The 25503-nt window shown below is 30.2% G+C and carries 27 protein-coding genes; 18 read left to right on the top strand and 9 right to left on the bottom strand.

Annotated elements, in window-relative coordinates; genetic code table 11:
• Positions 1–93 precede the first annotated feature (93 nt).
• Positions 94–522, top strand: coding sequence for a universal stress protein (locus AW732_RS07105; protein WP_067960598.1), 429 nt, complete (start codon positions 94–96; stop codon positions 520–522).
• Between the two features lie 322 nt (positions 523–844).
• On the opposite strand, the gene AW732_RS07100 is transcribed toward AW732_RS07105, so the two are convergent.
• Positions 845–2164, bottom strand: coding sequence for a dicarboxylate/amino acid:cation symporter (locus AW732_RS07100; protein ID WP_253805593.1), 1320 nt, complete (start codon positions 2162–2164; stop codon positions 845–847).
• 256 nt (positions 2165–2420) lie between these two features.
• Between AW732_RS07100 and AW732_RS07095 the strand changes: the two genes are divergently transcribed.
• Positions 2421–2750, top strand: a complete 330-nt coding sequence (locus AW732_RS07095; protein ID WP_067960595.1) for a helix-turn-helix transcriptional regulator — start codon at positions 2421–2423, stop codon at positions 2748–2750.
• Positions 2751–3007: 257 nt separating this feature from the next.
• On the opposite strand, the gene AW732_RS07090 is transcribed toward AW732_RS07095, so the two are convergent.
• Both AW732_RS07090 and AW732_RS07085 read right to left on the bottom strand, forming a co-directional pair.
• A complete protein-coding gene (locus AW732_RS07090) occupies positions 3008–4003 on the bottom strand; it encodes a plastocyanin/azurin family copper-binding protein (RefSeq protein WP_067960591.1) in 996 nt (331 codons plus the stop codon).
• A gap of 11 nt (positions 4004–4014) precedes the next feature.
• Positions 4015–4503, bottom strand: coding sequence for an Hsp20/alpha crystallin family protein (locus AW732_RS07085; RefSeq protein WP_067960587.1), 489 nt, complete (start codon positions 4501–4503; stop codon positions 4015–4017).
• Positions 4504–4614: 111 nt separating this feature from the next.
• Between AW732_RS07085 and AW732_RS07080 the strand changes: the two genes are divergently transcribed.
• Complete coding sequence (locus AW732_RS07080; RefSeq protein ID WP_067960775.1) at positions 4615–5076, top strand: universal stress protein; 462 nt, start codon at positions 4615–4617, stop codon at positions 5074–5076.
• A 163-nt stretch (positions 5077–5239) separates the two neighbouring features.
• Here the strand turns inward: AW732_RS07080 and AW732_RS07075 are convergent, their stop codons facing one another.
• Positions 5240–5635: a hypothetical protein gene (locus tag AW732_RS07075; protein WP_253805592.1), complete on the bottom strand. Its 396-nt coding sequence runs from the start codon at positions 5633–5635 to the stop codon at positions 5240–5242.
• 163 nt (positions 5636–5798) lie between these two features.
• On the opposite strand from AW732_RS07075, the gene AW732_RS07070 reads away from it, so the two are divergent.
• Entirely contained in the window at positions 5799–6038 is a 240-nt protein-coding gene (locus tag AW732_RS07070; RefSeq protein WP_067960582.1) for an Lrp/AsnC ligand binding domain-containing protein, read from the top strand.
• Between the two features lie 937 nt (positions 6039–6975).
• Here the strand turns inward: AW732_RS07070 and AW732_RS07065 are convergent.
• Positions 6976–8457, bottom strand: coding sequence for a hypothetical protein (locus AW732_RS07065; protein ID WP_156416085.1), 1482 nt, complete (start codon positions 8455–8457; stop codon positions 6976–6978).
• A gap of 138 nt (positions 8458–8595) precedes the next feature.
• On the opposite strand from AW732_RS07065, the gene AW732_RS07060 reads away from it, so the two are divergent.
• The 3 genes from AW732_RS07060 (at position 8596) to bioD (ending at position 11554) form a co-directional block, all read left to right on the top strand.
• Positions 8596–9300 (top strand): thioredoxin domain-containing protein, encoded by a 705-nt coding sequence (locus AW732_RS07060; protein ID WP_067960575.1) that lies wholly within the window; start codon positions 8596–8598, stop codon positions 9298–9300.
• 100 nt (positions 9301–9400) lie between these two features.
• On the top strand, positions 9401–10795 hold the full coding sequence (locus AW732_RS07055) for a hydroxymethylglutaryl-CoA synthase (RefSeq protein WP_067960572.1): 1395 nt from the start codon (positions 9401–9403) through the stop codon (positions 10793–10795).
• A 75-nt stretch (positions 10796–10870) separates the two neighbouring features.
• The gene (bioD, locus tag AW732_RS07050; protein WP_067960569.1) at positions 10871–11554 is read left to right on the top strand and encodes a dethiobiotin synthase; all 684 of its coding nucleotides are present in this window, start codon (positions 10871–10873) and stop codon (positions 11552–11554) included.
• A gap of 2 nt (positions 11555–11556) precedes the next feature.
• Here bioD and AW732_RS07045 read toward each other — a convergent pair whose 3' ends face one another.
• The gene (locus AW732_RS07045; protein WP_067960566.1) at positions 11557–12105 is read right to left on the bottom strand and encodes a hypothetical protein; all 549 of its coding nucleotides are present in this window, start codon (positions 12103–12105) and stop codon (positions 11557–11559) included.
• A gap of 68 nt (positions 12106–12173) precedes the next feature.
• On the opposite strand from AW732_RS07045, the gene AW732_RS07040 reads away from it, so the two are divergent.
• From AW732_RS07040 to AW732_RS07025, 4 genes are all read left to right on the top strand, one after another.
• Complete coding sequence (locus AW732_RS07040; RefSeq protein WP_067960563.1) at positions 12174–12404, top strand: hypothetical protein; 231 nt, start codon at positions 12174–12176, stop codon at positions 12402–12404.
• A 295-nt stretch (positions 12405–12699) separates the two neighbouring features.
• Positions 12700–14016, top strand: a complete 1317-nt coding sequence (gene bioA / locus AW732_RS07035; RefSeq protein WP_082697436.1) for an adenosylmethionine--8-amino-7-oxononanoate transaminase — start codon at positions 12700–12702, stop codon at positions 14014–14016.
• Between the two features lie 71 nt (positions 14017–14087).
• Positions 14088–15065 (top strand): biotin synthase BioB, encoded by a 978-nt coding sequence (bioB, locus tag AW732_RS07030; RefSeq protein WP_067960558.1) that lies wholly within the window; start codon positions 14088–14090, stop codon positions 15063–15065.
• On the top strand, positions 15055–16179 hold the full coding sequence (locus AW732_RS07025; protein ID WP_067960555.1) for an aminotransferase class I/II-fold pyridoxal phosphate-dependent enzyme: 1125 nt from the start codon (positions 15055–15057) through the stop codon (positions 16177–16179). Before bioB ends, AW732_RS07025 begins: the two co-directional genes overlap by 11 nt.
• On the opposite strand, the gene AW732_RS09010 is transcribed toward AW732_RS07025, so the two are convergent.
• Positions 16180–16302, bottom strand: a complete 123-nt coding sequence (locus AW732_RS09010; protein ID WP_256381658.1) for a hypothetical protein — start codon at positions 16300–16302, stop codon at positions 16180–16182.
• Positions 16303–16396: 94 nt separating this feature from the next.
• Between AW732_RS09010 and AW732_RS07020 the strand changes: the two genes are divergently transcribed.
• From AW732_RS07020 to AW732_RS07010, 3 genes are all read left to right on the top strand, one after another.
• Positions 16397–17128 (top strand): cytochrome c biogenesis protein CcdA, encoded by a 732-nt coding sequence (locus tag AW732_RS07020; RefSeq protein ID WP_067960552.1) that lies wholly within the window; start codon positions 16397–16399, stop codon positions 17126–17128.
• Positions 17125–18231, top strand: a complete 1107-nt coding sequence (locus AW732_RS07015) for a redoxin family protein (RefSeq protein ID WP_067960550.1) — start codon at positions 17125–17127, stop codon at positions 18229–18231. The genes AW732_RS07020 and AW732_RS07015 overlap by 4 nt, the downstream gene beginning before the upstream one ends.
• A gap of 92 nt (positions 18232–18323) precedes the next feature.
• Positions 18324–18974, top strand: coding sequence for a hypothetical protein (locus AW732_RS07010; RefSeq protein ID WP_067960548.1), 651 nt, complete (start codon positions 18324–18326; stop codon positions 18972–18974).
• Positions 18975–18998: 24 nt separating this feature from the next.
• On the opposite strand, the gene AW732_RS07005 is transcribed toward AW732_RS07010, so the two are convergent.
• Positions 18999–19340, bottom strand: coding sequence for a hypothetical protein (locus tag AW732_RS07005; RefSeq protein ID WP_067960545.1), 342 nt, complete (start codon positions 19338–19340; stop codon positions 18999–19001).
• A 317-nt stretch (positions 19341–19657) separates the two neighbouring features.
• On the opposite strand from AW732_RS07005, the gene AW732_RS07000 reads away from it, so the two are divergent.
• Positions 19658–22315: a DEAD/DEAH box helicase gene (locus AW732_RS07000; protein ID WP_082697435.1), complete on the top strand. Its 2658-nt coding sequence runs from the start codon at positions 19658–19660 to the stop codon at positions 22313–22315.
• Positions 22312–22941, top strand: a complete 630-nt coding sequence (locus AW732_RS06995) for an HD domain-containing protein (protein WP_067960542.1) — start codon at positions 22312–22314, stop codon at positions 22939–22941. Before AW732_RS07000 ends, AW732_RS06995 begins: the two co-directional genes overlap by 4 nt.
• A 318-nt stretch (positions 22942–23259) precedes the next feature.
• Here the strand turns inward: AW732_RS06995 and AW732_RS06990 are convergent, their stop codons facing one another.
• The gene (locus tag AW732_RS06990; protein ID WP_067960540.1) at positions 23260–23676 is read right to left on the bottom strand and encodes a DUF371 domain-containing protein; all 417 of its coding nucleotides are present in this window, start codon (positions 23674–23676) and stop codon (positions 23260–23262) included.
• Positions 23677–23728: 52 nt separating this feature from the next.
• Between AW732_RS06990 and AW732_RS06985 the strand changes: the two genes are divergently transcribed.
• A complete protein-coding gene (locus AW732_RS06985; protein ID WP_067960537.1) occupies positions 23729–24466 on the top strand; it encodes an archaeal proteasome endopeptidase complex subunit alpha in 738 nt (245 codons plus the stop codon).
• A gap of 32 nt (positions 24467–24498) precedes the next feature.
• Positions 24499–25311 (top strand): putative RNA uridine N3 methyltransferase, encoded by an 813-nt coding sequence (locus AW732_RS06980; RefSeq protein ID WP_067960534.1) that lies wholly within the window; start codon positions 24499–24501, stop codon positions 25309–25311.
• The last annotated feature ends 192 nt before the right edge of the window (positions 25312–25503 follow it).

Genomic DNA, 25503 nt, shown 5'->3' with positions numbered 1-25503 from the left:
TATATGATAAGGGTTCTAAATTATCATTAGTGGCAATCAATTTTGATAATTGATAAAACATTTTTACTTTAAATTCTTGAAATTAATTACCATATGACAAAGATTAAAAAAATTCTTGTTGCATTAGATGGTTCAAAAAACTCTTTGAGAGGGTTAGACATGGGAATTGATTTAGCCAAACAATCACACGGAACAATTACAGCATTATCTATAAAACCCATACCAGACATCTATGCTTTTCATCCGTTGGGATTTATGAATTTTGACAAATCCTCAGAAATAAAAAAATTACTAGCTTCTGCAAAAACTCGTGCAGAAAAAAAAGGGATTAAACTGAATGGAAAAATGATATCAGGAGATCCAGGTTATGATATTGTAAAATTTGCAAACAATCCTAAAAATAAAATTGATATTATAGTAATTGGTGCAAGAGGAATAGGCGCCGCAAAAGAATTATTTTTTGGAAGTGTATCAAACTATGTAATGCATAAATCCAAAAAACCAGTACTAGTCATAAAATGATAGTTTAGAATTTGTTAAAAAATAGCATATGGCGTACAAAAAGTAAATCTGCCAAACAGGATTGCAAAAAATTATTGCATATAAAGAAATTTTCCAAATTTATCTTTATAATGTGAAAAAACAGAATTAAATGACATTTCTTAGTTCTAGTTTTTAATCAAAATCCACATTCTTTCATCAGAAATATATCTCAAGAAAAGCCTACTTTGGGATTAATTTTCATTTAACAATAAGCAATTTATCTCAAATCAATGCTTGTAATACGACTATTGGTCTGTGAACCAAACTCTCCCAAAAATACTATATCTCTAAAATGATTTCATTATTGTTCTTCAGGTGACTCATTTTTTATTCTTTTATTGAAGAACATGCAAGCAGTAAGATCACCTGTAACATTTACCATAGTTCTAGTCATATCCAGTATTCTGTCTACTCCCAAAAGTAAAACAACACCTATTGCAGGAAGTCCAGCAGCAATTAGAATTGTTGAAAGTATTACAATTCCAGTTCCCGGAGCAGATGGAGCTCCTATTGATGCTGCAAGAGAAGTCAATGCAATTAGAATTATTGTTGTAAAGCTTAGATTAACATCAAAGAGTTGAGCCAAGAAAAATACTGCAATTATCTGATACATTGCAGTACCATCCATGTTAATTGTGGCTCCGAGGGGAATGATAAATTGAGAAACCTTTGGTTTGACCTTTAACTTTTCTTCTGCAGTTTTAATTGATACTGGCATTGTTGCTGCAGAACTAGATGTTGAAAATGCTAAGAGTTGAGGTTCCTTTATTGTTGACAAAGTAGAGGACAAGGGTCTTTTTGCAAAAAACTTGATGATTATGATGTATACCATCATCATGATAAAAAGACCTGCAACTACTGTTGCCATGTATGCGCCAAGCCCTGCTAATGCAGAAAGTCCAACTTTTGATATTATTCCTGCCATAAGACCAAATGCTGCAAATGGTGCAAGACGCATTGCCCAAGACACTACCTTCATTGTAAAATCTTGAATGGATTCCAACAAATCAAGAATTGGTCTTGAGCTTTTAGTTGGTAATGTGATCATTGCAACCCCTACAATTAACGCAAAAATGATTATGCTTAACATTTCACCAGACATAAACGAGGAAAGTGGATTGCTTGGAACCAAACCCACTATACTTTGAGGAATGTCATGAATCGAAAGATTATAACTCTCAACTGGTTCTAAATCTTCAATCCCAAAACTTTCTTTAATCAAGTCACTATCAATAAAATTGCCAGGTTCTATCGTAGTTGCAATAATTATGCCAATTGTAAGTGCAATTGCAGTGGTTATTACAAAATATACTGCAGCTCCTAATCCAATCTTTTGTAATTGTTCTAAACTACCTGAAGATGTCAAACCTCGGATTATTGATGCAAAAATTAGCGGAACTATGATCATCTGAATAACTTTTAAAAACAAATTGGCAGGAATGGATAACCAATCAGTTATTGTTTCAGCAGTCTCTTTTTCAACCCATCCTGTTTCTGGTCCCAATACAAGACCAACTAATAATCCAACAAACAATGCAAACAGAACCTGTGCCCAAAGTTTCTTCTTTATGAGATATTTTATCTGAGGAATAGATTGTGTAAAAGATCTTATCTCCACCATCCTTTATGATGTGTTTTAGAAGATAAAAAAAGTAGTCACGTTCTCCGAGGTGAAAATCTTGATTTAGTTTTTTTAACATTTCTGTTGAGATTTTTAAGTATACATTTCGCACATCATACAAAAATGGATGAACAAATAATTATGTCCAATTTTATCCAAATACTCTAAAATTTGATTCTCATACATTCATTTCAAGAAGTGCATTGCATTGCAACGTAGTCTTAGTCATTATATCAAAATATGTCCAATATTATTTATGCAAACATTTCATCACACATTCAAAATTGTAGAAACAGATCAAAAAAATAATTTACTTGGTATTTTATCTGATAAATATTGTAGAACCATAATTGAATCAATAACACATAAGCCAAAATCAGTAATGGAAATTACTAGAGAAACTCAAATTCCAATGAGTACAGCATACAGAAAAATTCAATTATTACACGATCACAAATTGCTTAAAATATCTGGAATTATTACTGATGATGGAAAAAAATTATTCCTATACAAAAGTAAAGTCAGAGGAATTCAAAGCGTATTTCGAGATGGAAATATAGAAGTAGAGTTGATACTCAACAACTGATTTTATTTTTAATTACATATTTTTGGATATGAAATTAACTTGTTTCATGATTTTAATGGAATTATAATTTAATTAACATTATTAAAAGTAAAATGCATTATTGAAAATTGTTTTTGTTATTTACTACAATCTAAAAGAATCTTCTTTATGGCTACTGAAATCATATTAAAAATTGAAGAAATACCTCAAATTAAATTCAAGACAATATGTCGGATTTAACTAATGATGTGCCATGTAAACATATTTTTGACATTATTTTAAATTTTCACCGCACCTGGTGTGCTTTGTGAAAAATTTGGTTTTTTCTTTAACCAAAGTAATGCTGCAATAAACAAAACAGCTGGAATAAAAATCATGAATATCATTAATTCATAGTAAATTTCAAGTCTTTGAGCAGGTTTTGTATGATAAATTTCATGATTAGTTTTTTCAGGATTATCATATACTACTGTAGTAAAATCTACGGATCTTTGTTCATTATTATGAATATTTCCACGAACTGTAACACCCTCTTCTGCAAGAATAGAAGATGAATGAATTTTTTGAATTCGAATAACAATTGAGCCTGAATCATCAAAAATGAAATTTCGATAATCTCCTCCAATTTGACTCAAACCTTCATCATGAAAAATCTTTTCTCCATTTTGAAATATTATAAAATCATATTTCATTTTTGCAAGATTAGAGTTTGTATCAGGATCATAGAACTGATATACGAATTGAACTTTTTCGTGAGTTCTAATTACAGGAGGATCCCACGTTAAATTTACTTCAATATTTCTATCTGGAGTATATTGTAAAAGAGGAAATTCCAATTGTTTGCCTGTCGCATCATGAGGGAAATTTGGAATTTCTTTTTCTACAATGACAACTGCTTCCATCCAAGGATGAATTGTGCAATAATAAGAAAAAACACCAGATTCATCAAATTGATATTTCCAAGATTCCCCTGGTTTGAATAAACCACTATCAAAAACTCCATCAGGTTTTCCAAAATCGTTATTGTTCATCCAACCAAATCTTCCAGAACTCTCTCCACTAGTAACTGTGTGTCCTTCTCTATCCCCATTATGCCAAGTTATTGCATCTCCCACTGTAATGAACATTTGTGGAGGGTCATACCACACTTCTGCAGGCGTATTTAATTCTGGATTATATGCCCCAAAGGGAATGTCTACCAAGTATTCCTCTGCATATACAATAGGAATTGAAAATAAAATAACGCACATTGAAAATATAATTAGAAAATACATGTTTTTGGATTTTATCGTATTGATATAGATCTTTTGTTTTGTTTTTTTGATGGTTTTAGTTTTGGTATGTGAATTTCTAAAATTCCATTTGTAAGTTTTGCATTTGTTTTTCCAGAAACTATTTTTTCAGAAAAAGGAAGAGTTCTATAATAAGACACATGATTACGTTCTTTTCTCAGATAGTTCTTCTTTTTTTCTTTAGATTCTTCTTTGTGTTCTGCAGATACCTCAATTGAATTATCAGTCACGTTAAGCTTAATGTCTTTTTTTTCAACTCCAGGCATGTTCATGATTACTTTGTAATGATTGCCTTCATCAATTACATCACATGAATTTTGAGTAGTTTGTACTATTTGTGGAACATGGATTGATGGAAACGAAGTAAACGATCTTTCAAGATCACTTCTAAAATCATCAAATACTTTTTCAAGATCACCCCAATTTGCGTACCAAGGAGAAGCATTATTTGATATTTTTTCAGGTGTTCGCTTCGTAACCATAACTTACATTTGTAAAAATAATATTTAACAAAGTTATGCAATATTCATATGTGAATATCAATAAAGAAAATGTCTTGAATCTTGAAATACTTCATTTATCTAAAACAAATTATGTACAAAAAAATTTTAGTTCCTCATGCAGGTACTTCTGCAGGCGATAAAGCACTCAAACATGCAGTACATATTGCAAAATATGATTCATCAGAAATTTTAATTTTACATGTTGTAGAATCATTGCAAAGACCACCAACATTTGCATTATCTGGAACAGAAAGCAAGGCATTGGTAAGGGAGTTTAAAAAAGCTGCAAAACAATCATTGATTAATAGAAAAAAAGAAATGGAAAGAAAAACAGAATTTTATAAATCAAAAAACGTCAACATCAAATACAAAGTAATGACAGGATATGCAGATGAAGTCATTACAAAATATATTAAAAATCATCATTTTGATCTAATTGTAATGGCAAAAAGAAAAAAACTGTCAGGAATTAAGAGACTTTTATCTCTAGGCAGTGTTTCAAGAAAAATTGTGGAAATTGGAAAATGTCCTGTCTTATTGTTAGATTCTTGAGATTCTTCTGAACTTGAATTTGAAACAAAAATCACGGATTTAGAACTGGTAATGGAACTAATCTCAGAGATCACATCTGGTTCAGAACCAGGATGACAAGTAATGAGAACATATGACAGAATGTTCAAAATAAATTTGCAATCTAGAATTTACAATAATTAGACTATTCTTTTGTAGGATCACGACTTAATATGTTTAAGACATGTTCGATTATTTGTTTTTGACCTCCTTCATGAAGATCCATTCTAACTGTATCAGATCCCATACTAACAAAAATTAAATTTTCATCACCTAAGGGAAAAGTAATTCTAGTAATTTTTTCAAATGCAGCAACAGCATATAATCCAATTCCAATTTTTTGACTTAATTGTTTTCTAGCTTTCCATGCAGTAGCTGCTCTTTGAAGGGATGCCTCAGTTTCCTCTTGAGATAGATAATTTGTAATTCCATCCCTGTGATTAGTTGTCAATATTTTTCCTTCAATATCGGTAATTATGCTATGTCTGATATTCACATCTGAATTCATAATTTTTGTTAATAGATTTTCAAAAGAAGTCACAATAAGTTTATGACAAAATATTACTTAAATGATTCTTTAAATAATAAACATTTGTGTTGATAAGTATTATTAAAATTAACAAATATTAAGAATTTTTCTATTTCAATTAAAATATAATTTTTATCTAATTTTATTGTGAATCTATTTTTGGAGAAATTTAGTTATGAATAAAGCATTTGTGTTGATAAATTGTGAATTGGGTTCAGAAATTCAAGTTTTAGAAGATTTAAAAAATATCGAATGTGTGAAATCTGTTCAAGGAGTATTTGGAGCTTATGATGTTTTAGCAAATTTAGAATGTGAACAACATGAGGAATTAAGACAAAATATTATCAGTACAATTAGAAATATCAAAAATGTTCGTTCAACCATGACATTAATGGCAATCAATAAACAGTGTTAAATTATCAAAAAATAAAATTTTTGAAAAAAAATAATATAAAGCATTCACGGTATTATTTTTGTGCAATAGTATTACATATTAAAATTAATAAAATTGGGGACACATGTTCCCCAAAATTCATGTCAAGAATGTTTTTCGTACTTGTGCAGGGGCGATTCCTACAATATTATTATGATTTTAAATCATAAAACAATTACGTATCAATAAGTTGAAATTTGTTTTAATTCAAAATTATTCATCAAATATTATAACAGTTTTACTTTTGATGAACGTGATTCCATAACAGTTTTGCCTTTTGAAATAAATCTCCCCAAAAAATCGTAGTTGCTTTTGAAACTAGAGTCTTTTTTTGCATGAAATAATTTTTTATCAACAGCATACAGGTTATACTTTTCAGGTTATACTACAGCAAAAGGGCAAAGAGGCACATGTTCTAAATCCGTTATACTTTCTTACCATACTAATGTAAAAAAATTACGCACGAAATAGGTGATTTTTGATAAAAAATGAATCTCTTTTGTTAAAATGGAGTCAATTTGAAAGGTATCTTCAAAATAATCCTCTAAGGGTTCCTGTGAACCCTTAGAACTTTGTAAAAATTTGAACTAGAAATGAGTCATACTCTGCATGGATGTATGGTGCAATTAACCATACTTTGACAAATGTTTACTGCACATCATAACAACAAACGCCTAAGGGTTCGTGTAGACCCTTAGAAATTTCTGGTGCAAAGTGCGGTCCATTTAACAGATTTATTCTTCTGTGATTAAAAATGACAATCCTTGCAAATCTTCCCATGTTACATTAGATTCAGTTTTCATAAAGTATAATGGAGTCATTTTGCATTTAAAGACCATGAACAAATTGTACTTTTCTTCTTCTTTTGATCTCTTCTTCTTTGAGAATAATTTCTTCTTTTAGAAAAATAGTGTGAGTCCTAGTTTTTGAAACTAGGTACATCAATTGCTTTTTCAAACCCATCAGAGAATAGTTGTCGTTTATTTTCTGAATCTTCTGCTTCTCGTTTTTCATAGTAGTTCATTAGTTTCTGCACCTTTGCTTTTGTCTCAGAATCTAAACCACCTTCTTTCATGTAGGATGTTATGTTTGAGAAAATATTGATGGCATGTGATGCCTTTTTGAAATCTTCTCGTAATTTTTCAGGATACAAGATATGTTGTTTTTTGTAACTACTTTGTTTGTGTCCGATTACATGTTCAGATAAAAATGGAGTTACCCCACATACGTCAAGGGTTGAATCCAACAAATCTCTTAATTCATGAGAGCCTTTTTCATATCGTACCTTTCGGACATATCCTTTGAGTTGTCTTTGTATTCCTGAATCCTTTGCTAGTCTTCGAACAATGTTTGAGATCTGTTTTGCATTAAGTGCATTTTTGCGTTGGGTAACAAACAAAGGTTGATCTACAGTCATTACTTTTCCTGTCAACTCATATCGGTATTTGAGATATTTTTTTAGTGCATCAATTGCATCAATATCTAAGAATCCAACATGCGGAAATTGTGTTTTGACTCTGACCAATTTAATTAAGACTGGACATTTTGCTGTATCCCATCTTTGGTATTCATCGGTTCCAAATGCTTGCACTAATTGCCCCCATGCTTCAAAGTTAAAGGAATCAACAAGGGTTGTATTATCTAGTCCTCTGTGAAACTTGCAAAGAATCATTGCCTTTTCCATAATTGATGGTTGTCCTTCTGTTAGCATTGCAAGCAAATCAGTTAGTTCCATCTTTGCTTCATCAGTAGAGTTTTGATGATTCGTTGTTGGATCATATGAGAACTCTATCTTTGAATCATTTTTATCAAAAAATGACTTGATAACGCTGCATGTTCCTTTCATGACATTGGGCTTTTTTCCTTCATGGCATTCATCCAGGAGGTAGTTTTTGATCATCTTGACAAAATACACCTCAGAATTAAAGGAGTCTTGATAGAGTCTCAAGAAATGATCAACTCCAGTCAAGGTTTCAGTTACTTCTTTGATGTTAAAAGAGTCAACACCTGTCTGAATTGTTTTTTTGTATGTGAATTTCTTGCCTAAAAGATAGTAGTGAAAGTGCCTGAGGATTTGTAAATAGGTACCTCTGGTGCCTCCTATCTTTTTGAGATTGACATACTGGACTTTTTTGAGTTGTTTGGCAAAGTATCCAACTGTCTCGTATTGTGCAACAAAATCCTCCAAGGATATGATGCCAGTTTTTTTGACAATCCCACTTGCCTCTAGTTCATCAATTATCTTTTTGACATAGTATGGTGTAATGTCTAAACTCTCACCAATACCTTGAACTGTAAAATTATTTCCTTGATTTATCAAAGATATGATTGCCTTTAGATTTTCAGACTCGTTGGTTTGATCAATCTTCTTTACGATGCAATACTGTTGTCTGTATGGCATGTATTAGATTACCCCTCGAGTATAAGAATTAAAATCTACATCACAGGACTTTACTGTCTGTAGTTTTGTTTTGTCAAAAAAGAATATCTCTGAATCATATCCTAAAAGGCTAAATGTACTTTAAAAAAATGCAATTTATTGATACATCCACCTTCTTTAGCCATAGGCGCCATAATTGCATCAATTGCAATAGTAGTTGTTATGTTTGGACTAAATGGAACATTTAACGAGTCAGAATTAGCAATTATGCCAACACCAGAAATGAACAGTGTTGGACCAGCCAAAATTACCATAGAAACATTTCTAGAAAATGGTTCAACAGTATTAGGAAATCCAAATGCACCAATTACATTAGTAGAATTTGGCGACTATCAATGTCATTACTGTAATGTCTTTTTTGAGACCATTGAAGGGGACATCATTACAAACTATGTTGAAACTGGAAAAGTAAAAATTATTTTTAAAGATTATAACATCATAGGTCCCGATTCAATTAACGCTTCACATGGAGCCCATTGTGCCAAAGATCAAGGATTGTTTTGGCAATATCATGACATTCTTTATTCAAACTGGACAGGAGAAAACAATGGTTGGGCATCTCCAGAAAATCTGACAGTGTTTGCTGAAGAAATCAATTTAGATATTGATCAGTGGACTGAATGCATGAATGAAAAACCTCATTCAAAAACAATTCTTTCAAGTAACGAGGATGCTGAAAAGTTACAATTGACTGGAACCCCTGCATTTTTTGTGATCAATTCAGATGGACAAGTTTCAAAACTGTTTGGGGCACAACCATTTGAGGTATTTAAAAGAGTGTTTGATGAACAACTTGAAAATTAGCGATCAATGCCTAAAAATTCCAAAACAGAACAAAAAATTCATTCCTAGTTAACTAGAATTTACAACAAATACTTAATTACTCAGATAAAAGACGAAGCTTATGGCAGCCGGTATTGATGATGTTGCAATATACATTCCAAGATTATATCTTGATGCAGCAGATTTTGCAAATGCAAGAGGACTAGATCCTGTAAAATTACAGAAAGGATTAGGGGTTTCTCAAATGGCAATAGTAGATGCAAATCAAGATCCAGCATGTTTGGCTGCAAATGCATGTTTACGAATTATGGAGAAAAATAATTTAGATCCAGATGATATTGGAAGATTATACATATCCACAGAATCTGCATTTGATGAATCAAAAGCAATGAATTCTTATGTTATTGGAATGTTAGAGCAAGTTTACGGTCAAGGATCATTTGAACACTGTGGTGGGGTTGAAACAAAATTTGCATGTGTCAGTGGATCTTATGCACTATATGACAATACCAATTGGATTAGAGCAGGAGAATCAGAGGGCAAAAGTGCACTAGTAGTTGTTTCAGATATTGCAAAATATGACATGGGTTCTAGTGGAGAAATGACCCAAGGTGCAGGTTCAGTTGTAATGTTACTAAATGATAAACCAAGACTGTTAGAATTTGATCCTAAAGTCACATCAACATCAATTAAAGATGAGTATGATTTCTACAGACCATTTGGAAAAGAAACTCCTATCGTACATGGACAGTACTCTAATTTACTATACATGATTCAAGTTAGAAAAGCATTAGAAGCATACAAGAAAAAAGTGGTTTCAACAAATTTAATTGAACTAAAAGATGGCGAAACAATTTTAGATCATATGGATTACATTAACATGCACTTACCTTACAGTAACATGGGAAAGAAAGCACTAGCCTATTTAGTTAGACACGAATGGCGTCAATTACCAAGATGGAAAAACATCTTAGAAGAAATAGGAATAGAGGAGCCAGTTCCAAAAGATCCAAGAGGAACAATTGAATCAGTATTAGGCGATGAGGAATTTATGGCAAAAGATCACGAATTTACAAAGATGTTTACAAAAACACAAGAGTATCAAGATGTGTATGAATCAAAATTATCAAGTTCACTAATTGCATCATCTATGATTGGTAATTTGTATACGGCATCACTATATCTAGGATTTAGAAGTAGTTTAGAATTTGAGTATCAAAAGGGAGTTGATTTAGAGGGCAAAAGAATAGGATTTGGATCATATGGAAGTGGAAGCAGTGCAATGGTTTTCAGCGGAGTAGTACAACCGGAATACGAAGACATTGTCAAAGCCATGAACTTAGAAGCAGAAATTGGTCCAAGAAGAAGATTAACTTGGAGCGAATATGAAGACCTACACGAAAACAAACTCACCCCAGAAGAATCTAAAATGCACACCAAAAAAGAATTTGTTTTGGTTGATGTTAAAACTGAAACAGAAAGTAGAGGCGAAAGACGTTATGTCTTTACTGACTAACCAAAAATTTTCTTAGATGTACATCAATAATCATAAAATCGATGAATTAATCAAGGGACAGCAGTTTAGAAAAACATGAAGTCAATTTTCATTACAGGAACTGATACAGACGTAGGAAAAACATACATCACTGCAGGATTAGCAATTACCTTACAAAAAATGGACATAGATGTAGGTGTGATGAAACCCTTTGCTGCAGGTGTAAAACAAAAAAAAGGATTCAAATCCGAAGATGTAGAAATTTTATCAAATTCTTCCAAGGTAGATGATCCTGAAGAATTGCTAAATCCACAATTTTTCCCCATATCTGCATCACCATATACAGCATGGAAAAAATTAAAGATTAAACCAAAGATTTCACTAATTCTATCCAGTTTTAAAAAATTATCTCAAAAACATGAAATGATGTTAATAGAAGGAATGGGCGGAACCATGACTCCAATTCTTAAAAATTATTTTGTGACAGATTTGATTAAAGATATGAAAATTCCTACAATCATAGTAACACGAAGTAAAGTTGGTACTGTTAATCACACAATAATGACAGTAAAGATGTGTCAAAAATACAAAATCCCAATAAAAGGAATTATAATTAATAATTTTGATAAGGGGTATCCAATCAATCAATTAAAAAAAGATTTAGAGAGTTTAACTGGAATCAAGGTTTTAGGTTCAATTCCATTCATTAAAGATATGAGTGATAAATCACTATACAGAATTTTTAAAAAAAATATTGACATGAAATTAATTTTAAAATAATTTTAAATTCTTAAAATTTTAAATTTATTTGATTTTCCAACATTTGAAAACTGTGCAATTTCAAAAATTAACTTTGAAAAGGAGTTATCACCCTTAGATAAAATAAAAGTTTTGTAATCCAGAGAAATATTTTCAGATAAAACAACCCAGATATTTTCTTTAATCGGTTGAATGGAATTCAGTTGAGAAATTTTTTGATCAATAATTTTTTTATCTGAAGATTTAGGAATTAAAATTAACAGAGACATCTTTGGATCCTTTTCCAATGTTCTGACATCGGGAATGACGATATCTAGTTCCAATTCACGGTATGGGACTTTTCTTTGACTGGTAAGAAGTGCATTTGTGAGTAAATAATGGAGTATTCCTGTAGCCAAAACGCCTACAGCCTCATCTTTTTTATCAATCAACATAACATCATCATAGCAATTTTGGACAATTTCATTGATGACTACATCAAATTTTTGTTCGGCTATTAATTTTGGAATAGTTTTGGATTTTTCAATATAATTAAAAAGATAGTCCTTGACAGGGTTTGATTCATCAGACATGTAGTAATCTATGTTTCTCTCCATTATAATCTAATTATTTTTATGTTAAATCATCAGATACTTAGAATATGGATTTTTTTAAAAATAAGATAAAAAAATTTCAAGAAAAGAAATTAGACGAAATAATGTTTAAAATACAATTTCACGAGTCAACTAGAAAAAAACTTGAAAAAGAGATGGCAAGTTCAAATATTATCGATGAGAAGTATCAAAAGAAGATCAAATACCATTTAGAAATGGAAGAAATTTGGAAGGGTAATGAAAAGAAATTACGACGACAAATGGATGAAACTAAATGAGGGATTTCTAATCAACATGAAAAAAATATTATTTTAATATAAATGGAAAATAGGGTCAATTATGAATTTACAATTTCTAAATGATTTAAAAAAAGAAGATAAATAATTACGACGAAAGTAGGATAAAAGATATCGTGAAAAATGTAGAGAAATTATAAATTTGAAAAAACAACGTGTGTATCATAAAGAGAATTTAGAAAAAACTTGCAAAAAAGTAATTTTTTGAGCATATTTTATTATTTAAAATAAAAATAATTACAAGAAATTATTAAGTTCTGAAAATATATCAAAATACTTGACAAGTTCCGTATGGCATCCAAATACTCAGATGAGAGAGTGGAGTTCTTTTGATACAATATCAAAAGGTAAAGGAATATGGTTAATTGACTCCAAGGGACACAAGATTATCGATGCAGTAGGCTCAATGTGGTGTAATGTATGGGGTCATTCAAATCCAGAATTAATCAAATCAATAACAAAACAAAGTAAAAAAATTCAACATTCATCAATGTTTAATCTTACAAACGAGCCTGTTGAAAAATTAGCAAAAAATCTGATAAAGATTTCACCAGGGATGAATAAAGTGTTTTACTCAGATAATGGTTCATCTGCAATGGAAATTGCCATAAAAATTGCATTGCAATATTGGAAAAATATTGGAGAGTTAAAAAAGACACAGATTGCAACTATAGAAAATGGATATCATGGAGATACATTTGGAGCAATGTCCGTAGGATATGTTCCTGAGTTTTTTGGTAAATTTAAAAAACAATTATTTTCAACAATTCAATTTCCAGTACCTAACAAGTATAGACTTCCCAAAGGATACACATTAACAGATTATCAAAATGAATGTTTAGAAAAAATGGAGAAAAGATTTTCTAAAAATAACAACATTGCAGCTTTCATAATGGAAAGTGGTGCACAAATGGCAGGAGGAGTAATAATTTATCCAAAAGATTTTCAAAGGAAAATTAGCAAATTATGTAAAAAATATGGCATCTTATTTGTACTAGATGAAATTGCAACTGGTTTTGGAAGATTAGGATCTATGGCACAATATACAGAGCAAAAAAGCATTCCAGATATAGTAGCATATGGAAAAATGTTAACTGGAGGATATCTAACAATGGCAGCTACGTTATCAAGTAAAAAAATTTATGATTCATTTTCTGGAGAATTTAATGAATGGAAACATCTATTTCATGGCCACACGTATACAGGAAATCCAATTGCGGCATCTGTTGCAAATCAAAATATCTTCATGTATGAAAAATACAATTTAATTAAAAAAATAAAAAATACATCAAAAATATTTACTCAGTATTATGATGAAATTTCAGCAATCGACATAGTAGGAGATATTCGACATAAGGGAATGTTAATGGGTATTGAATTGGTATCAGACAAGAAAAAGAAAACTCCGATTCGAACAAAAAAATCGATTAACAAAGTATTCTTTGAAGAAGGAAAGAAAAATGGAATTTACCTCAGAACTCTTGGAAATATTGTGATGTTAGTTCCCCCATTAGCAATTCAAGAAAATGAGTTAGAATTACTCTTAAAAAGGACAATTAAGACCATTCAGGCAGCAAAATCACAAATAATTTGACTGTTAACTAGATAATTTTTAGAGGTTAACAATTCCCATATTTTTATAAATGGAATGGAAAATCCTTCAACATGAGCAGTTTGGAGTTCATTAAAGAGTGTCAAGAAAAAGTATTTTCTGGTGAGAGAATTTCATCAGATGATGCAAGAAAACTATTCAATATTCCAGATGAAGATCTTAAAGAATTAGCTGAATGTGCCAATGAAATTACCCGAGATTATAACGGAAATAAAGTAGACGTTGAACAATTAAACAATATTAAAAAAAATGCATGTAGTGAAGATTGTACTTTTTGTGGACAATCAGCATTTTTTGATACAGGGATTGAAACATATCAGTTACCATCACCTGAAGAAGTAGTAACAAAAGCTCAAAAAGCAAAAGAGGAAGGTGCAGAATCATATTGTTTAGTTGCAGCATGGAGAGAACCTTCAACGAAAGATTTTACTAAAGTTTGTAAAATAATTACAGAAATTAATGAAAAAGTTGGAATCAGTGTAGAATGTAGTTTGGGTTTTCTAACAAAAGAACAAGCAACAAAGCTCAAAGAACTAAAGGTAAAAAGATACAATCACAATTTAGAAACTGCAAAATCAAAATTCTCTGAAATATGTACAACACATACTTATCAAGACAGATTAGATACACTTGAAATTGCAAGAGAAGCGGGTCTGGAATTATGTACTGGAGGAATTATAGGATTAGGAGAAACAAGAGAACAAAGAATTGAAATGACATTAGAGTTAGCAAGAATATATCCTGAAGAAGTAACAATTAACATCCTAGTTCCGGTTCCAGGAACACCTTTAGAATTGCAAGTTGATTTGCCCAATTCAGAAATTACTAGAATGTTTTCAGTTATACGTTTCTTATTACCAGAATCAGTGATTAAAATTTCTGGAGGAAGGGAAACAAACTTGGATGATTCAGGTGAAGAATTGTTACAAAGTGGTGCAAATGGGATTATTACTCAAGGATATTTAACGATGGATGGAAATAATGCCCAAAAAGACCGTAAAATGATAGAAAAAATTGGTCTTGAAGCATAAACTCAATTTTATTGACAAAGAATTATCCAGAATCAAGAATGATAATTTACATAGAAAATTACAATATGGAAAAGCACAAGGTGCATTCATCACAATTAAAGAAAAAAAATTAATCAATTTATGTTCAAATGATTATTTGGGAATTCCAATAACCAAAATTCAAACAGATCAACTTCAATCAAGTTCTAGACTAGTTTCAGGAAACGATGAGTCATACAAAAAATTAGAAAGCATACTATCTAAACATAAATCACAACAAAATAGTTTAATTTTCCCTACAGGATATATGGCAAATTTAGGTTCAATTTCAGCAATAGCAAAAAAAGGAGATTTAATTCTAAGTGATGAATTAAACCATGCCAGTATTATTGAATCATGTAAGTTATCAGGAGCAAAAATTTCAATTTACAAACATAATGACATGAATGATTTGTTAAAAAAAATAAAAAAGAATGGAAAAAATAAGTTCATCATAACTGAAGGAATTTTTAGTATGGATGGGGATTTTTCCTCATTAAAAGAGATTACAGAAATTTCACAAAAAACAGATGCAATAACAATTGTAGATGACGCACATGGAGATTTTGTTATGGGAAAAGATGGAAAAGGTACACCAAATCATTTCAAAGTTGCAAAAAAAATTGATTTGTACATCAGTAGTCTAAGCAAAGGATTAGGTTCTTTTGGCGGTTATGTGTCATCACAAAATAATGTAATTGATGCGTGTATAAATAAGTCAAAATCATTTATCTACACATCAGCTTTACCATCATTTTTAGTCGAACATTCAATTAAGAGAATATTATCAAACAGAGATGATCAACAAAAGAAGTTACACAACAACATTGGGAGATTATCAAAAGGCCTAAAATCAATTGGTTATGAAATTAATTCTCAATCTCAGATCATTCCAATTATTGTAGGAAATGAGAAAACAGCAATGGAGTTTGGAAAATTTTTATTTAAAAATGGAATTTTTGCACAACCTATCAGATATCCTACAGTTGCAAAAAATCAAGCCAGATTAAGAATTTCAGTCACAGCATGGCTAAAACAATCAGATATAGAAAAAGCCTTACAAATTTTTGAAAAAGGTTTTAAGAAATTTTACTAATTATCGTGCTGCATCCATTCCACCAAAGTCTAAGTTTAATGGATTAGCTGGAGAGCCAATAATCACGGCAATTGTAACTACTATACCTAGTGTAATTCCTACAATCACAAATCTTGTATTCATAAGTTACATCAAGAATACTTAGATAAAAAGGAGTGTGTTAGAAACAGACAGAATTCGGAATAAGGCTTTAAAACAAAAATAATGAATTTAATATATGGCTGATCCCACAATACTAATTGCATTTTCTGCAGGGTTAGGATCATTTATTGCACCATGTATTTTACCAATGATTCCCGCTTTTTTGGCATATATTTCAGGAACCACATTAAACGAAATAAAACAGAATCAAAAAAATAATTTTCAAATTAATAGAGTTGGCATTATTGCAAATACAATATTTTTTGTGTTAGGATTTTCAGTTGTTTTTTCAACTTTAGGAGTTTTAATAAACAGTGTTTTATCAAATTCAGTAACCCAAATTTTAATAAATTTAAATTCAATTGCAGGAAGTATTGTGATAATATTTGGAATATTCTTATTGTTATCTCAAAAAATAAATTTTCTTAACAAAGAAAAAAAATTACAAATCAAAAATTTCAAATCAAGTTATCCAATGTCTTTTGTATTTGGTTTGGCTTTTGCAATTGGATGGACACCATGTGTGGGCCCCATATTAGGAACAATTCTTACACTGGCTGCCACAGTTCCATCAGTTTCATTCAGTTTACTATTAGCATATTCTGCAGGTTTAGGAATTCCATTTATTTTAATTGGAATATTTTTTTCCAAAGCAACAAAAATAATTTCGTCGATGACAAAACATCTAAAATATTATAATTTGATTATCGGAGGATTAATCATAATGTTAGGAATTTTAATAGTTACAAATCAACTTGCATATATTGCAAATTTTCCATTACTCAATGAATTGGTGATGTTAGGATGAATTCAGAAATTAAAACCATATCAATATTTGGAGGCATAGTGGTATCAGCAGTAGTATTTTTAGGCATAATCTTTATGGGATTAGATGATTTACCATCACAAAATCAGGGCTCGACAACAGGAGTATTTTTGAATATTAATGATTCAGGCATAAAAAAAGCACCAAATATAGTAGGAATAGAACATTATCTCAATACAACGCCAGAAGAATTAGAACAAGAAATAGAAAACAAAGTGGTACTTTACGACATATGGACTTACAGTTGCATTAATTGTATCAGAACATTACCATTCATCACATCATGGAATGAAAAATATTCTGAAGAGGGATTATTAATTATCGGAATACATTCACCAGAATTTGAATTTGAAAAAGATCCAAACAACGTACAAGACGCCATAGAAAAATATGAAATCACTTATCCAGTAGTAATGGATAACAAAATGGAAACTTGGAAAGCATTTGAAAATAATTACTGGCCAAGAAAATACATTGCAGATCATGAAGGGAATTTAAGATATGATCATATTGGCGAAGGTGCATATCAAGAAACCGAAAAAATTATTCAACAATTACTTGATGAAAGAGCACAAGATATGGGAATGCAAACAACATCAAATAAAAAATTGGTAAATATTGAGGAATTTGAACATACTCCATTTAGAACTCCGGAATTATATTTTGGATATAAATTTGCACAAAATAGAAACCATTTAGGAAGTAACGAAGGATTTCAACCAGAAAGAATTGTAACTTATGCTGAACCTCAAAAAATAGAATTAAACAAATTTTATCCAATTGGGGATTGGAAAAATTATTCAGACAATATGGAATTGGTAAGAAATAACGGCAGTATCAAAATGTTGTTCGAAGCAAAAGAAGTTAACATTGTTACAAACAACTATGCAGAATTAGAAATATACCTTGACGGGTCACCTCTTAGTGAGAAAAATATTGGAAGAGACATTTCATCAGATGGAAAATTACTTGTCATAGATCCTGGAATGTATAACATCATAGATAGTGAAACAAGCATATCAGGAGAATTAGAGATAATTATCGAAGGTAAAGGATTTCAGGCTTTTACTTTTACATTTGGATAAAATGTAACCATAGGTAGTGTAACTGAAGGTACATAGACTAGGGTTACAAATCTGTTTAATAGAAAAAAATTAAGAAAAATTACGAAATAAACATGCTAAGTAATTCATGGAATAAAACAGAAGGAGAATCAATATCTCAAAAAGTAATGGGAAAAGTCAAGCCTGACGCACCATTAAAAAATAGAATTGATTTTGCTCAGAAAAAATTACAGTTACAAATAACAAAATTATCAGGAATTAATGAAAAATTACAAGCAAAACACGATAAAATTTTTGAAAAATGTGTAAATGCACAACGAAATAACAAACCAGTTTATGCACAAGCATATGCAGGAGAATTAGCACAAGTTAGAAAAATGAAAAACATGGTTAGTGGAGCAAAATTATCCATGGAACAAGTTAAACTTAGACTAGATACAGTTTCAGAATTAGGAGATGTTGTTGTAACATTGAGTCCTTGCATGTCAATAATTAAAGGACTCAGTCCATCATTAAGTGGAATTATGCCAGAGGCAAATGCTTCAATGCAAGATTTGTCACAAATTTTAGGCGATGTAATGTCTGGTTCATCTGTAGGAATGGAAGAAAACTTCACTACACAGACAGATACAAATCCAGATACACTTGCAATTTTAGAAGAAGCACACAATGTTATTGCAGGACAAACAAAATCATCAATACCAGAAGTTCCAACAGAATTAAGAGAACAAGTAGCACAGAAAAAAACAGATATTTTCATTTAGAACTTTGTAGTTTGATTGAATAATTTACTTTGATTTTTTTTTACTTTTTTGAATAAGAATTTTTTTGATTCTCGATATAGTTGGATAACTATAACCTCGACGACGATAATTTGAAATCATCATTTTCCAATTTTTCAATCTCCATTGAGCTTGTTCAGTAGTTACTGAATGTACTTCTTTTTGAACAATACTTTTTCTTCCAACTTTTAGTGTTCCTGTATCTTTTGCATGCCATCTACTTTTAGCAAATTTTAGACCTGTGATTATTTCGCTTACGGGCATTTCTTTGAAGTATTCTTTTAGTTTTTTTAATTCAAGATCGGTAGGTTTTTTTGAAATTGGAAGTTCCACACTAAATTTAGTCATAAAATTCCTAAAACAGTATAACTTAAGAATTTTGAAAAAATGAAATTATTGACAAAATCTAGTCATAAAATCATCTATTATCTACCAGTGTTTCTAAAGATAGTCCAAAATACTCACCATTTGATCCATTAAGAGATTTCATTAATTCAATTTTTAATGATCTCAATTCTTTCTGATTTTTCATACTTAACATCCAAGGATATTGAAAATAAGATTGTCCTTTTAATTCAAGTAAACCAATAGCTCGTAGTCAATTAACAACATAATAAAATTATTAAAAAATCCTTTTATGACAAAAATAAAGTAAAGCAAGAGAGATGAAGTTTTGCCCCATATGCGATACAAAGCTTTCAAAAAATTTGAAAGATGTTGCAGCACCAGGAATATGTCCAAAATGTAATCCAGAAAAAATAATTCCAAGAAAACCAACATACGGAGTAAATTATTCAGGAAGAACAAAACAATGTTCAAAGGGTTGTGGTGCAGAAATTTATTGGGATGAGGAATTCAAATCAGATAGTGGAAAATTCATCCCAATAGATGCAAGAACAGATGAACCACATAGTTGTAATGGTCCAGAAAGTTCAGCAGGATACTTTCCAGATGAAATAAAAAACATTGGAAATAAAATCACACCTAAAAAAATTACAACAGAATTAAAAATTGCAATACCTGAAAATATTTTATTTGACGTAAATAAAATTCCAAAATTAGAAATAGATAATGACACAATTATTCATGATTTAGTTGAAGGACATAGAAATCAGACATTTGCAATTATTCATTATGAAAAATTAGTTTCTTTAGAACCAGAAAAAATACCAATTGAAGATCTAAAAGATGTTTTATCAACAAAGATTATTGAGGGATTAAAGAAATACGGCTTTTCAGGAGTTCTGCCATTTCAAAGTGAATCAATACGTTCAATTTTAAAAGGAAATAACTCCATAATTTCAGCTCCAACGGGTTCTGGCAAAACAGAAGCGTTCATCATACCAATTTTACAAAAAATACTAGAAAATCCAATTGAAGGGGTTTTTGTTCTTCTAGTATACCCATTAAATGCATTAATTGATGATCAAGTTTCTAAAATTTCTGATTTAATTGAAAAATGTAAGTTAAACAATATAATTTCTACATATTCGATTCACGGCGGACAAAGTTCACAATACAAAGAGAAAATAATTTTAGAATCGTATGAAAAATCAATAATTCTAGCAACAAACTTTGATTTTATCAATTATCATTTAATTTTACAAGATAAAAAATGGAATCAATTATTTAAAAATGCAAAAATTATTGTTATGGATGAAGCACATTCATACACTAGTTTTCACGGTTCTAATGTTTACCATGTATTAAAAAGAATGAAAAATTATATGAAAAAATTTCAAATAATAGGATCTTCTGCAACATTAGATAATTCTAAAGAATTTTTTTCAAACATGTATGATTTACCTGAGAAATCTTTTACATATATCAAAAGTAATTCAAAAAGAAAACAAAACATGCATCGATTTTTTATCATGCCAAGAAAGTATGGTCAAAGAACTACTATGGAAATGATTACAGCAACATGTAATAAAAAAAATTCAAAACAATTAGTTTTTAGTAATAGTCATAATGATGCAGAATTTTTAGCTTCAAATGTAGAATCAATAAATGAAAAAATCAGAATACAAATTCATCGTGGAGGGCTAGAACAAAAAGATAGAAAATTATACGAATCACAGATGAAGGATGGAGAATTAGATGTTTTGTCATGTACGCCTACATTAGAGTTAGGAATAGATATTGGAAATGTAGATGTAGTAATTTCTGCATTCAAGAATGAATATGATTCATTTATTCAAAGAATAGGTAGAGCAGGAAGAAAAGGACAGAAATCATATGCGATATGTGTTTTTGATCCTGAAGATGCAGCTTGTCATTATTTTGCACGAAACATTCCAGATTATCTTAGTCAAAATCACTATGTTGAGATTAACAAAGAGAATTCCATAATTTCAGAAAAACATGCAGCATCAATTGGAATGGAAAAACATGCAGCACTAGAATCAAACAAATCCAAATTTTTTGATTTTGCAAACAGCATTAATCTAAGGGGAGCATCAGGAGAAATTACTATTTTTCATGATTCAAAAAAAATTGGAACTAGAGACACACCTGTAGGATATTACCAACTTCATCAAAATGGAATATATCATTTCAATAAAGAAAATTATCAAGTTAAATCAATAGTTAAAACTCAAAATGGCGCAAATGCATTTTTAAAAAAATCTAATGAGATACACAAAAGAACAATCCCAATAGTAAAAACATCATTAATTCAAGTATCAGAAAAAGAATCAATTAAAAAAGAAATCAATTCACATGTTAAAAAAATCTCATTACGTTATGGATTGATTAGCATGGATAGAACAATTACAGGCTATCTAAAAGGAAATTATAACGACACTGCAGATAAATTTCAAACGTTTGATGGCAAATCAATTTCAAATTGGAATAATTTTAGTTGGAATTCAAAGCATTATTGTACAAGTATTGCCATGCCAACGGAATTTACATCTAAAACAAATTCAGATTTAAAAAATTCACTCACAGCAGATTCAAAAATCCACACAATCACACATGTTTTAGTTAATGCAAGTAAAATTTTAACAAAATCAGAATCAAATGATATTGATGCGTATTATGAAAACGGAATAATTCATTTGTTTGATAATACATCTGATGGATATAATGGATGTAGTAAAATGATTTATGAAAATTTTGAAAAAATTATGAAAACTTGTCTAGAACTAGTTACTGAATGTAATTGTAAATCTGAACCAAAACAAAATACAGAATCAGAAGAATGGGGAGGTTGTCCAAAATGTACATTTACAACAAATTATTGTCAGACAAAAAATAAAAAATTATCAAAAAAAGCGGCTTCAGATTTTTTTTCCATTATGTGTAGTGCAAGTCAATGACACCATTAAAAAAAGCAGAATTATTTGCAAAGACAAAACATGGAGGAGATTTGAATGAAATCGGAATATCTTACTCAAATCACTTAGAAAATGTTGTAAGTAGGCTCAAAAGTTTAGGAGTAATCGATGAGGAAGTACTTTGTGCAGCATGGTTACAAGATATTTTAGAAGATACAGATACTAGTTTTGATGAATTGTTTGAAAAATTTGGAAGGAGAGTTTCAACATTAATTTTATCATTAACAAAAACCAAACTAGTAATTGATACAAATGATAATACAACATTATCATTAACAAAAAAAAGAACAGTTTCAAAAAAACAGAGACAAAAAGAATACGGAATTAAGATAAAAGAATCAGAAACGGATGCAAAATTGATTAAATTATGTGTCATATCTGCAAACTTAGGGACTTTAAAAACTATAGTTATTTCAAAAACAAAGAAAAGACGAATACTAAGAGAATTAAGATATTATCTTTCAATAATTGAAAAAGATCTTACAAATTATACAAAATATCCACAAACAATTACGTTGCTAGAAACAATCAATCAAAATTTAAAAATTCAAAATCAAACAATTATGAAATTAAAAAACAAATCCAATACAGGCACAAAAAAAATCTAAAAAGATCAAATTTGAGATCATAATAAATTAGAAATAAATACTATAGAAATCTCAAATAATCATGAATTTGAAGAAGAGTCTTGCAAAGTTTTGTATAATGAAAAAAGTTCGTGACAAAGCAAATGAAACTGACGACGAATAAAAAATTATAAAGTTTTTAACATCCTAATGGAATATTTGAATTTTTACACAATGTATTGTATACTGCAAAACCCAAAATTACAGATGCAAAAGTTGCCAACGGAATTAAAAGGAAAACGTTAGTCTTTCGTCCCATGAAAAAAGTAAAGAAACACGCCTATAAAGTTGTGACAGTTTCTAATCAGTGCTAATAATTAGAAGTCCTTTGGTTTTGGGATTTTGTAACTTAGTTACCATTTCTCTAGGCACTAAATCAGAGGCTTTATCACATTTGACTGAAAGTGTTCTAGGGCAAGTAAAATCACTTTTTCGTAAAACAATATCTTCTTGATGAGTCAATGTTAAATTTGGATGTCCCTTTCCCTTTAGAGAAAATTCAATACCTTCAACTTTAAATAAAAATTCAAATGTATTTTCAGGATTTTTTAATTTATTTTTTAATTCTTCAGGTAAATCTTTGCAAGAAGAGTTAGCACTAACTCCCACTATGCAATCACCCCTTGGGGTCAAATGAGATTCTTTTGTAATCTCTATAGTGTTTTTATGATTTGATCTAATATTTTCATGGCCAAAAAATTCGATTTCATATTTCACGTTAAATCAAATAGGCTAGACTTAAATTAATCCTTCACGGCATTTTGATCAAATGCTTCCTGCACAACAAGGTTATGATCGAGCAATTACTGTATTTTCACCTGATGGTAGATTGTATCAAGTAGAATATGCAATTGAGACAGTACGAAGAGGAACTGTTGCCGTAGGAATAAAGTGTAAAGAAGGAATTGTCATTGCCGTGGAAGAGAAACCAAGAAAATTACAAATTTCAGAAACTGCTCAAAAGATTTTTCAAATTGATGATCATGTAGGAGTTGCAGCAGCAGGATACATTCCAGATGCAAGAAGTCAAGTAGACAATGCAAGATTCTTTTCTCAAAGTAATAAGATGATTTATGATGAAGAAGTAGAAGTTGAAACAATTGCAAAACATTTAGCTGATCAATGTCAACAATATACGCAATATGCAGGTGTAAGACCATACGGTGTTGCTTTAATTTTAGGAGGAGTTGTAAACAATACTCCTCAATTATACCTTACAGACCCAAGTGGAACTTACATTTCATATGATGCAATTTCAATTGGCTCAGGTTCTGATAGTGTTTCTGACTTTTTAGAAAAAACATACAAAGAAGAATTAACATTAGATGAAGCATCAACATTAGCAGCTGCAGGAATTTATCTTTCAAGTGAAGATAAAGAAGGAACCAGTCACATCAGAATGGCACATATTAAAACAGAAACAGGTTCCTATGAATTAGTTTCTGATGAACAAATCGTCAGTTATGCAAATAATGCTAAAGAAAAATATCCACACGGAAAAAATTAATTAGTTAAAACTACTTGTGAGATCAAATTACATTGAAAATATCTGTTGCAATTCCCACATCCTCATTACAAGATGAATCATTAAAGATAGATAAAACTAGAAAAATTTCAGTTTTAGCCAGAGCATGTGCAATTTTTAAAATTGATACAATCTATGTCTATAACGAAGGCAACAATGGTTCTGACGGAAATTTCATGACAATGATTCTAAGATATTTGGAGACACCACAATTCTTGAGAAGAAGATTATTTCAAAAAGTTAATGATCTCAAATTTGCAGGAGTATTACATCCATTGAGAATTCCAAGTCATAACACTCCAACAAATGCAAAAAAAATTGTTGCAGGAGACATCAGAGAAGGAGTAATAGTAACTGTTAAAGGTAAAAAATTTGTAGATGTAGGAATTAATCAATTAATTCAATTTTATGGTAAAACACCAACAGGAAAAAGAGTAACCATTCAATTCAAGGAAGGATATCCAAGATTATCAGTTAAAGAAATTGATAATAGCGAATCAGAAAGTTATTGGGGATATGATGTCAAAGAGAGATCCAACTTATTTTCATTGTTATCAGAGTGGAAAGGGAACATAATCATTACATCAAGAAAAGGTAAAACAGTAACAAAAGAAAATCTTGAGAAATATACAAAATCTAAAGAAAATTTACTTGTTGTTTTTGGTTCTCCAGAGAAAGGGGTTCATGAGATTATCGGAGGAAGAATGAACAAGGTGCAAAATTCAAAATCATTGAATTTCTTCCCAAACCAGGCAACTGAAACAGTACGATTAGAAGAAGCATTGCTTGGAACATTAGCAATAATTAATACTCAAAAATCATTATAGGGTATGGCTGAACGAAAAAATTTTTTGTTGTTTGCAATAGGTATAGGAGTAATGGGAGTAATTATTGGATCAATTACCATTTGGAATATGGTTTCAGATGTTTTAAAATAATCAAATCCAGTCATGGTCGTTAACCTGTGAAAATATTTTGGTTAACCATAACTAACAGGGTTTAATAAAGGGAATTCGAGA

The sequence above is a fragment of the Nitrosopumilus sp. Nsub genome (assembly GCF_001541925.1).
Classification (GTDB): Archaea; Thermoproteota; Nitrososphaeria; order Nitrososphaerales; family Nitrosopumilaceae; genus Nitrosopumilus.
Note: the sequence above shows the minus strand (reverse complement) of the source record. Positions and strands in the feature narration are given on the sequence as shown.

Bases quoted from the DNA above. Each gene is read 5' to 3' on its own strand.
- AW732_RS07105 (WP_067960598.1), top strand. From the start codon at position 94: ATGACAAAGATTAAAAAAATTCTTGTTGCATTAGATGGTTCAAAAAAC.
- AW732_RS07100 (WP_253805593.1), bottom strand. From the start codon at position 2,164: ATGGTGGAGATAAGATCTTTTACACAATCTATTCCTCAGATAAAATAT.
- AW732_RS07095 (WP_067960595.1), top strand. From the start codon at position 2,421: ATGCAAACATTTCATCACACATTCAAAATTGTAGAAACAGATCAAAAA.
- AW732_RS07090 (WP_067960591.1), bottom strand. From the start codon at position 4,003: ATGTATTTTCTAATTATATTTTCAATGTGCGTTATTTTATTTTCAATT.
- AW732_RS07085 (WP_067960587.1), bottom strand. From the start codon at position 4,503: ATGGTTACGAAGCGAACACCTGAAAAAATATCAAATAATGCTTCTCCT.
- AW732_RS07080 (WP_067960775.1), top strand. From the start codon at position 4,615: ATGTACAAAAAAATTTTAGTTCCTCATGCAGGTACTTCTGCAGGCGAT.
- AW732_RS07070 (WP_067960582.1), top strand. From the start codon at position 5,799: ATGAATAAAGCATTTGTGTTGATAAATTGTGAATTGGGTTCAGAAATT.
- AW732_RS07065 (WP_156416085.1), bottom strand. From the start codon at position 8,457: ATGCCATACAGACAACAGTATTGCATCGTAAAGAAGATTGATCAAACC.
- AW732_RS07055 (WP_067960572.1), top strand. From the start codon at position 9,401: ATGGCAGCCGGTATTGATGATGTTGCAATATACATTCCAAGATTATAT.
- bioD (WP_067960569.1), top strand. From the start codon at position 10,871: ATGAAGTCAATTTTCATTACAGGAACTGATACAGACGTAGGAAAAACA.
- AW732_RS07045 (WP_067960566.1), bottom strand. From the start codon at position 12,105: ATGTCTGATGAATCAAACCCTGTCAAGGACTATCTTTTTAATTATATT.
- AW732_RS07040 (WP_067960563.1), top strand. From the start codon at position 12,174: ATGGATTTTTTTAAAAATAAGATAAAAAAATTTCAAGAAAAGAAATTA.
- bioB (WP_067960558.1), top strand. From the start codon at position 14,088: ATGAGCAGTTTGGAGTTCATTAAAGAGTGTCAAGAAAAAGTATTTTCT.
- AW732_RS09010 (WP_256381658.1), bottom strand. From the start codon at position 16,302: ATGAATACAAGATTTGTGATTGTAGGAATTACACTAGGTATAGTAGTT.
- AW732_RS07020 (WP_067960552.1), top strand. From the start codon at position 16,397: ATGGCTGATCCCACAATACTAATTGCATTTTCTGCAGGGTTAGGATCA.
- AW732_RS07015 (WP_067960550.1), top strand. From the start codon at position 17,125: ATGAATTCAGAAATTAAAACCATATCAATATTTGGAGGCATAGTGGTA.
- AW732_RS07010 (WP_067960548.1), top strand. From the start codon at position 18,324: ATGCTAAGTAATTCATGGAATAAAACAGAAGGAGAATCAATATCTCAA.
- AW732_RS07005 (WP_067960545.1), bottom strand. From the start codon at position 19,340: ATGACTAAATTTAGTGTGGAACTTCCAATTTCAAAAAAACCTACCGAT.
- AW732_RS07000 (WP_082697435.1), top strand. From the start codon at position 19,658: ATGAAGTTTTGCCCCATATGCGATACAAAGCTTTCAAAAAATTTGAAA.
- AW732_RS06995 (WP_067960542.1), top strand. From the start codon at position 22,312: ATGACACCATTAAAAAAAGCAGAATTATTTGCAAAGACAAAACATGGA.
- AW732_RS06985 (WP_067960537.1), top strand. From the start codon at position 23,729: ATGCTTCCTGCACAACAAGGTTATGATCGAGCAATTACTGTATTTTCA.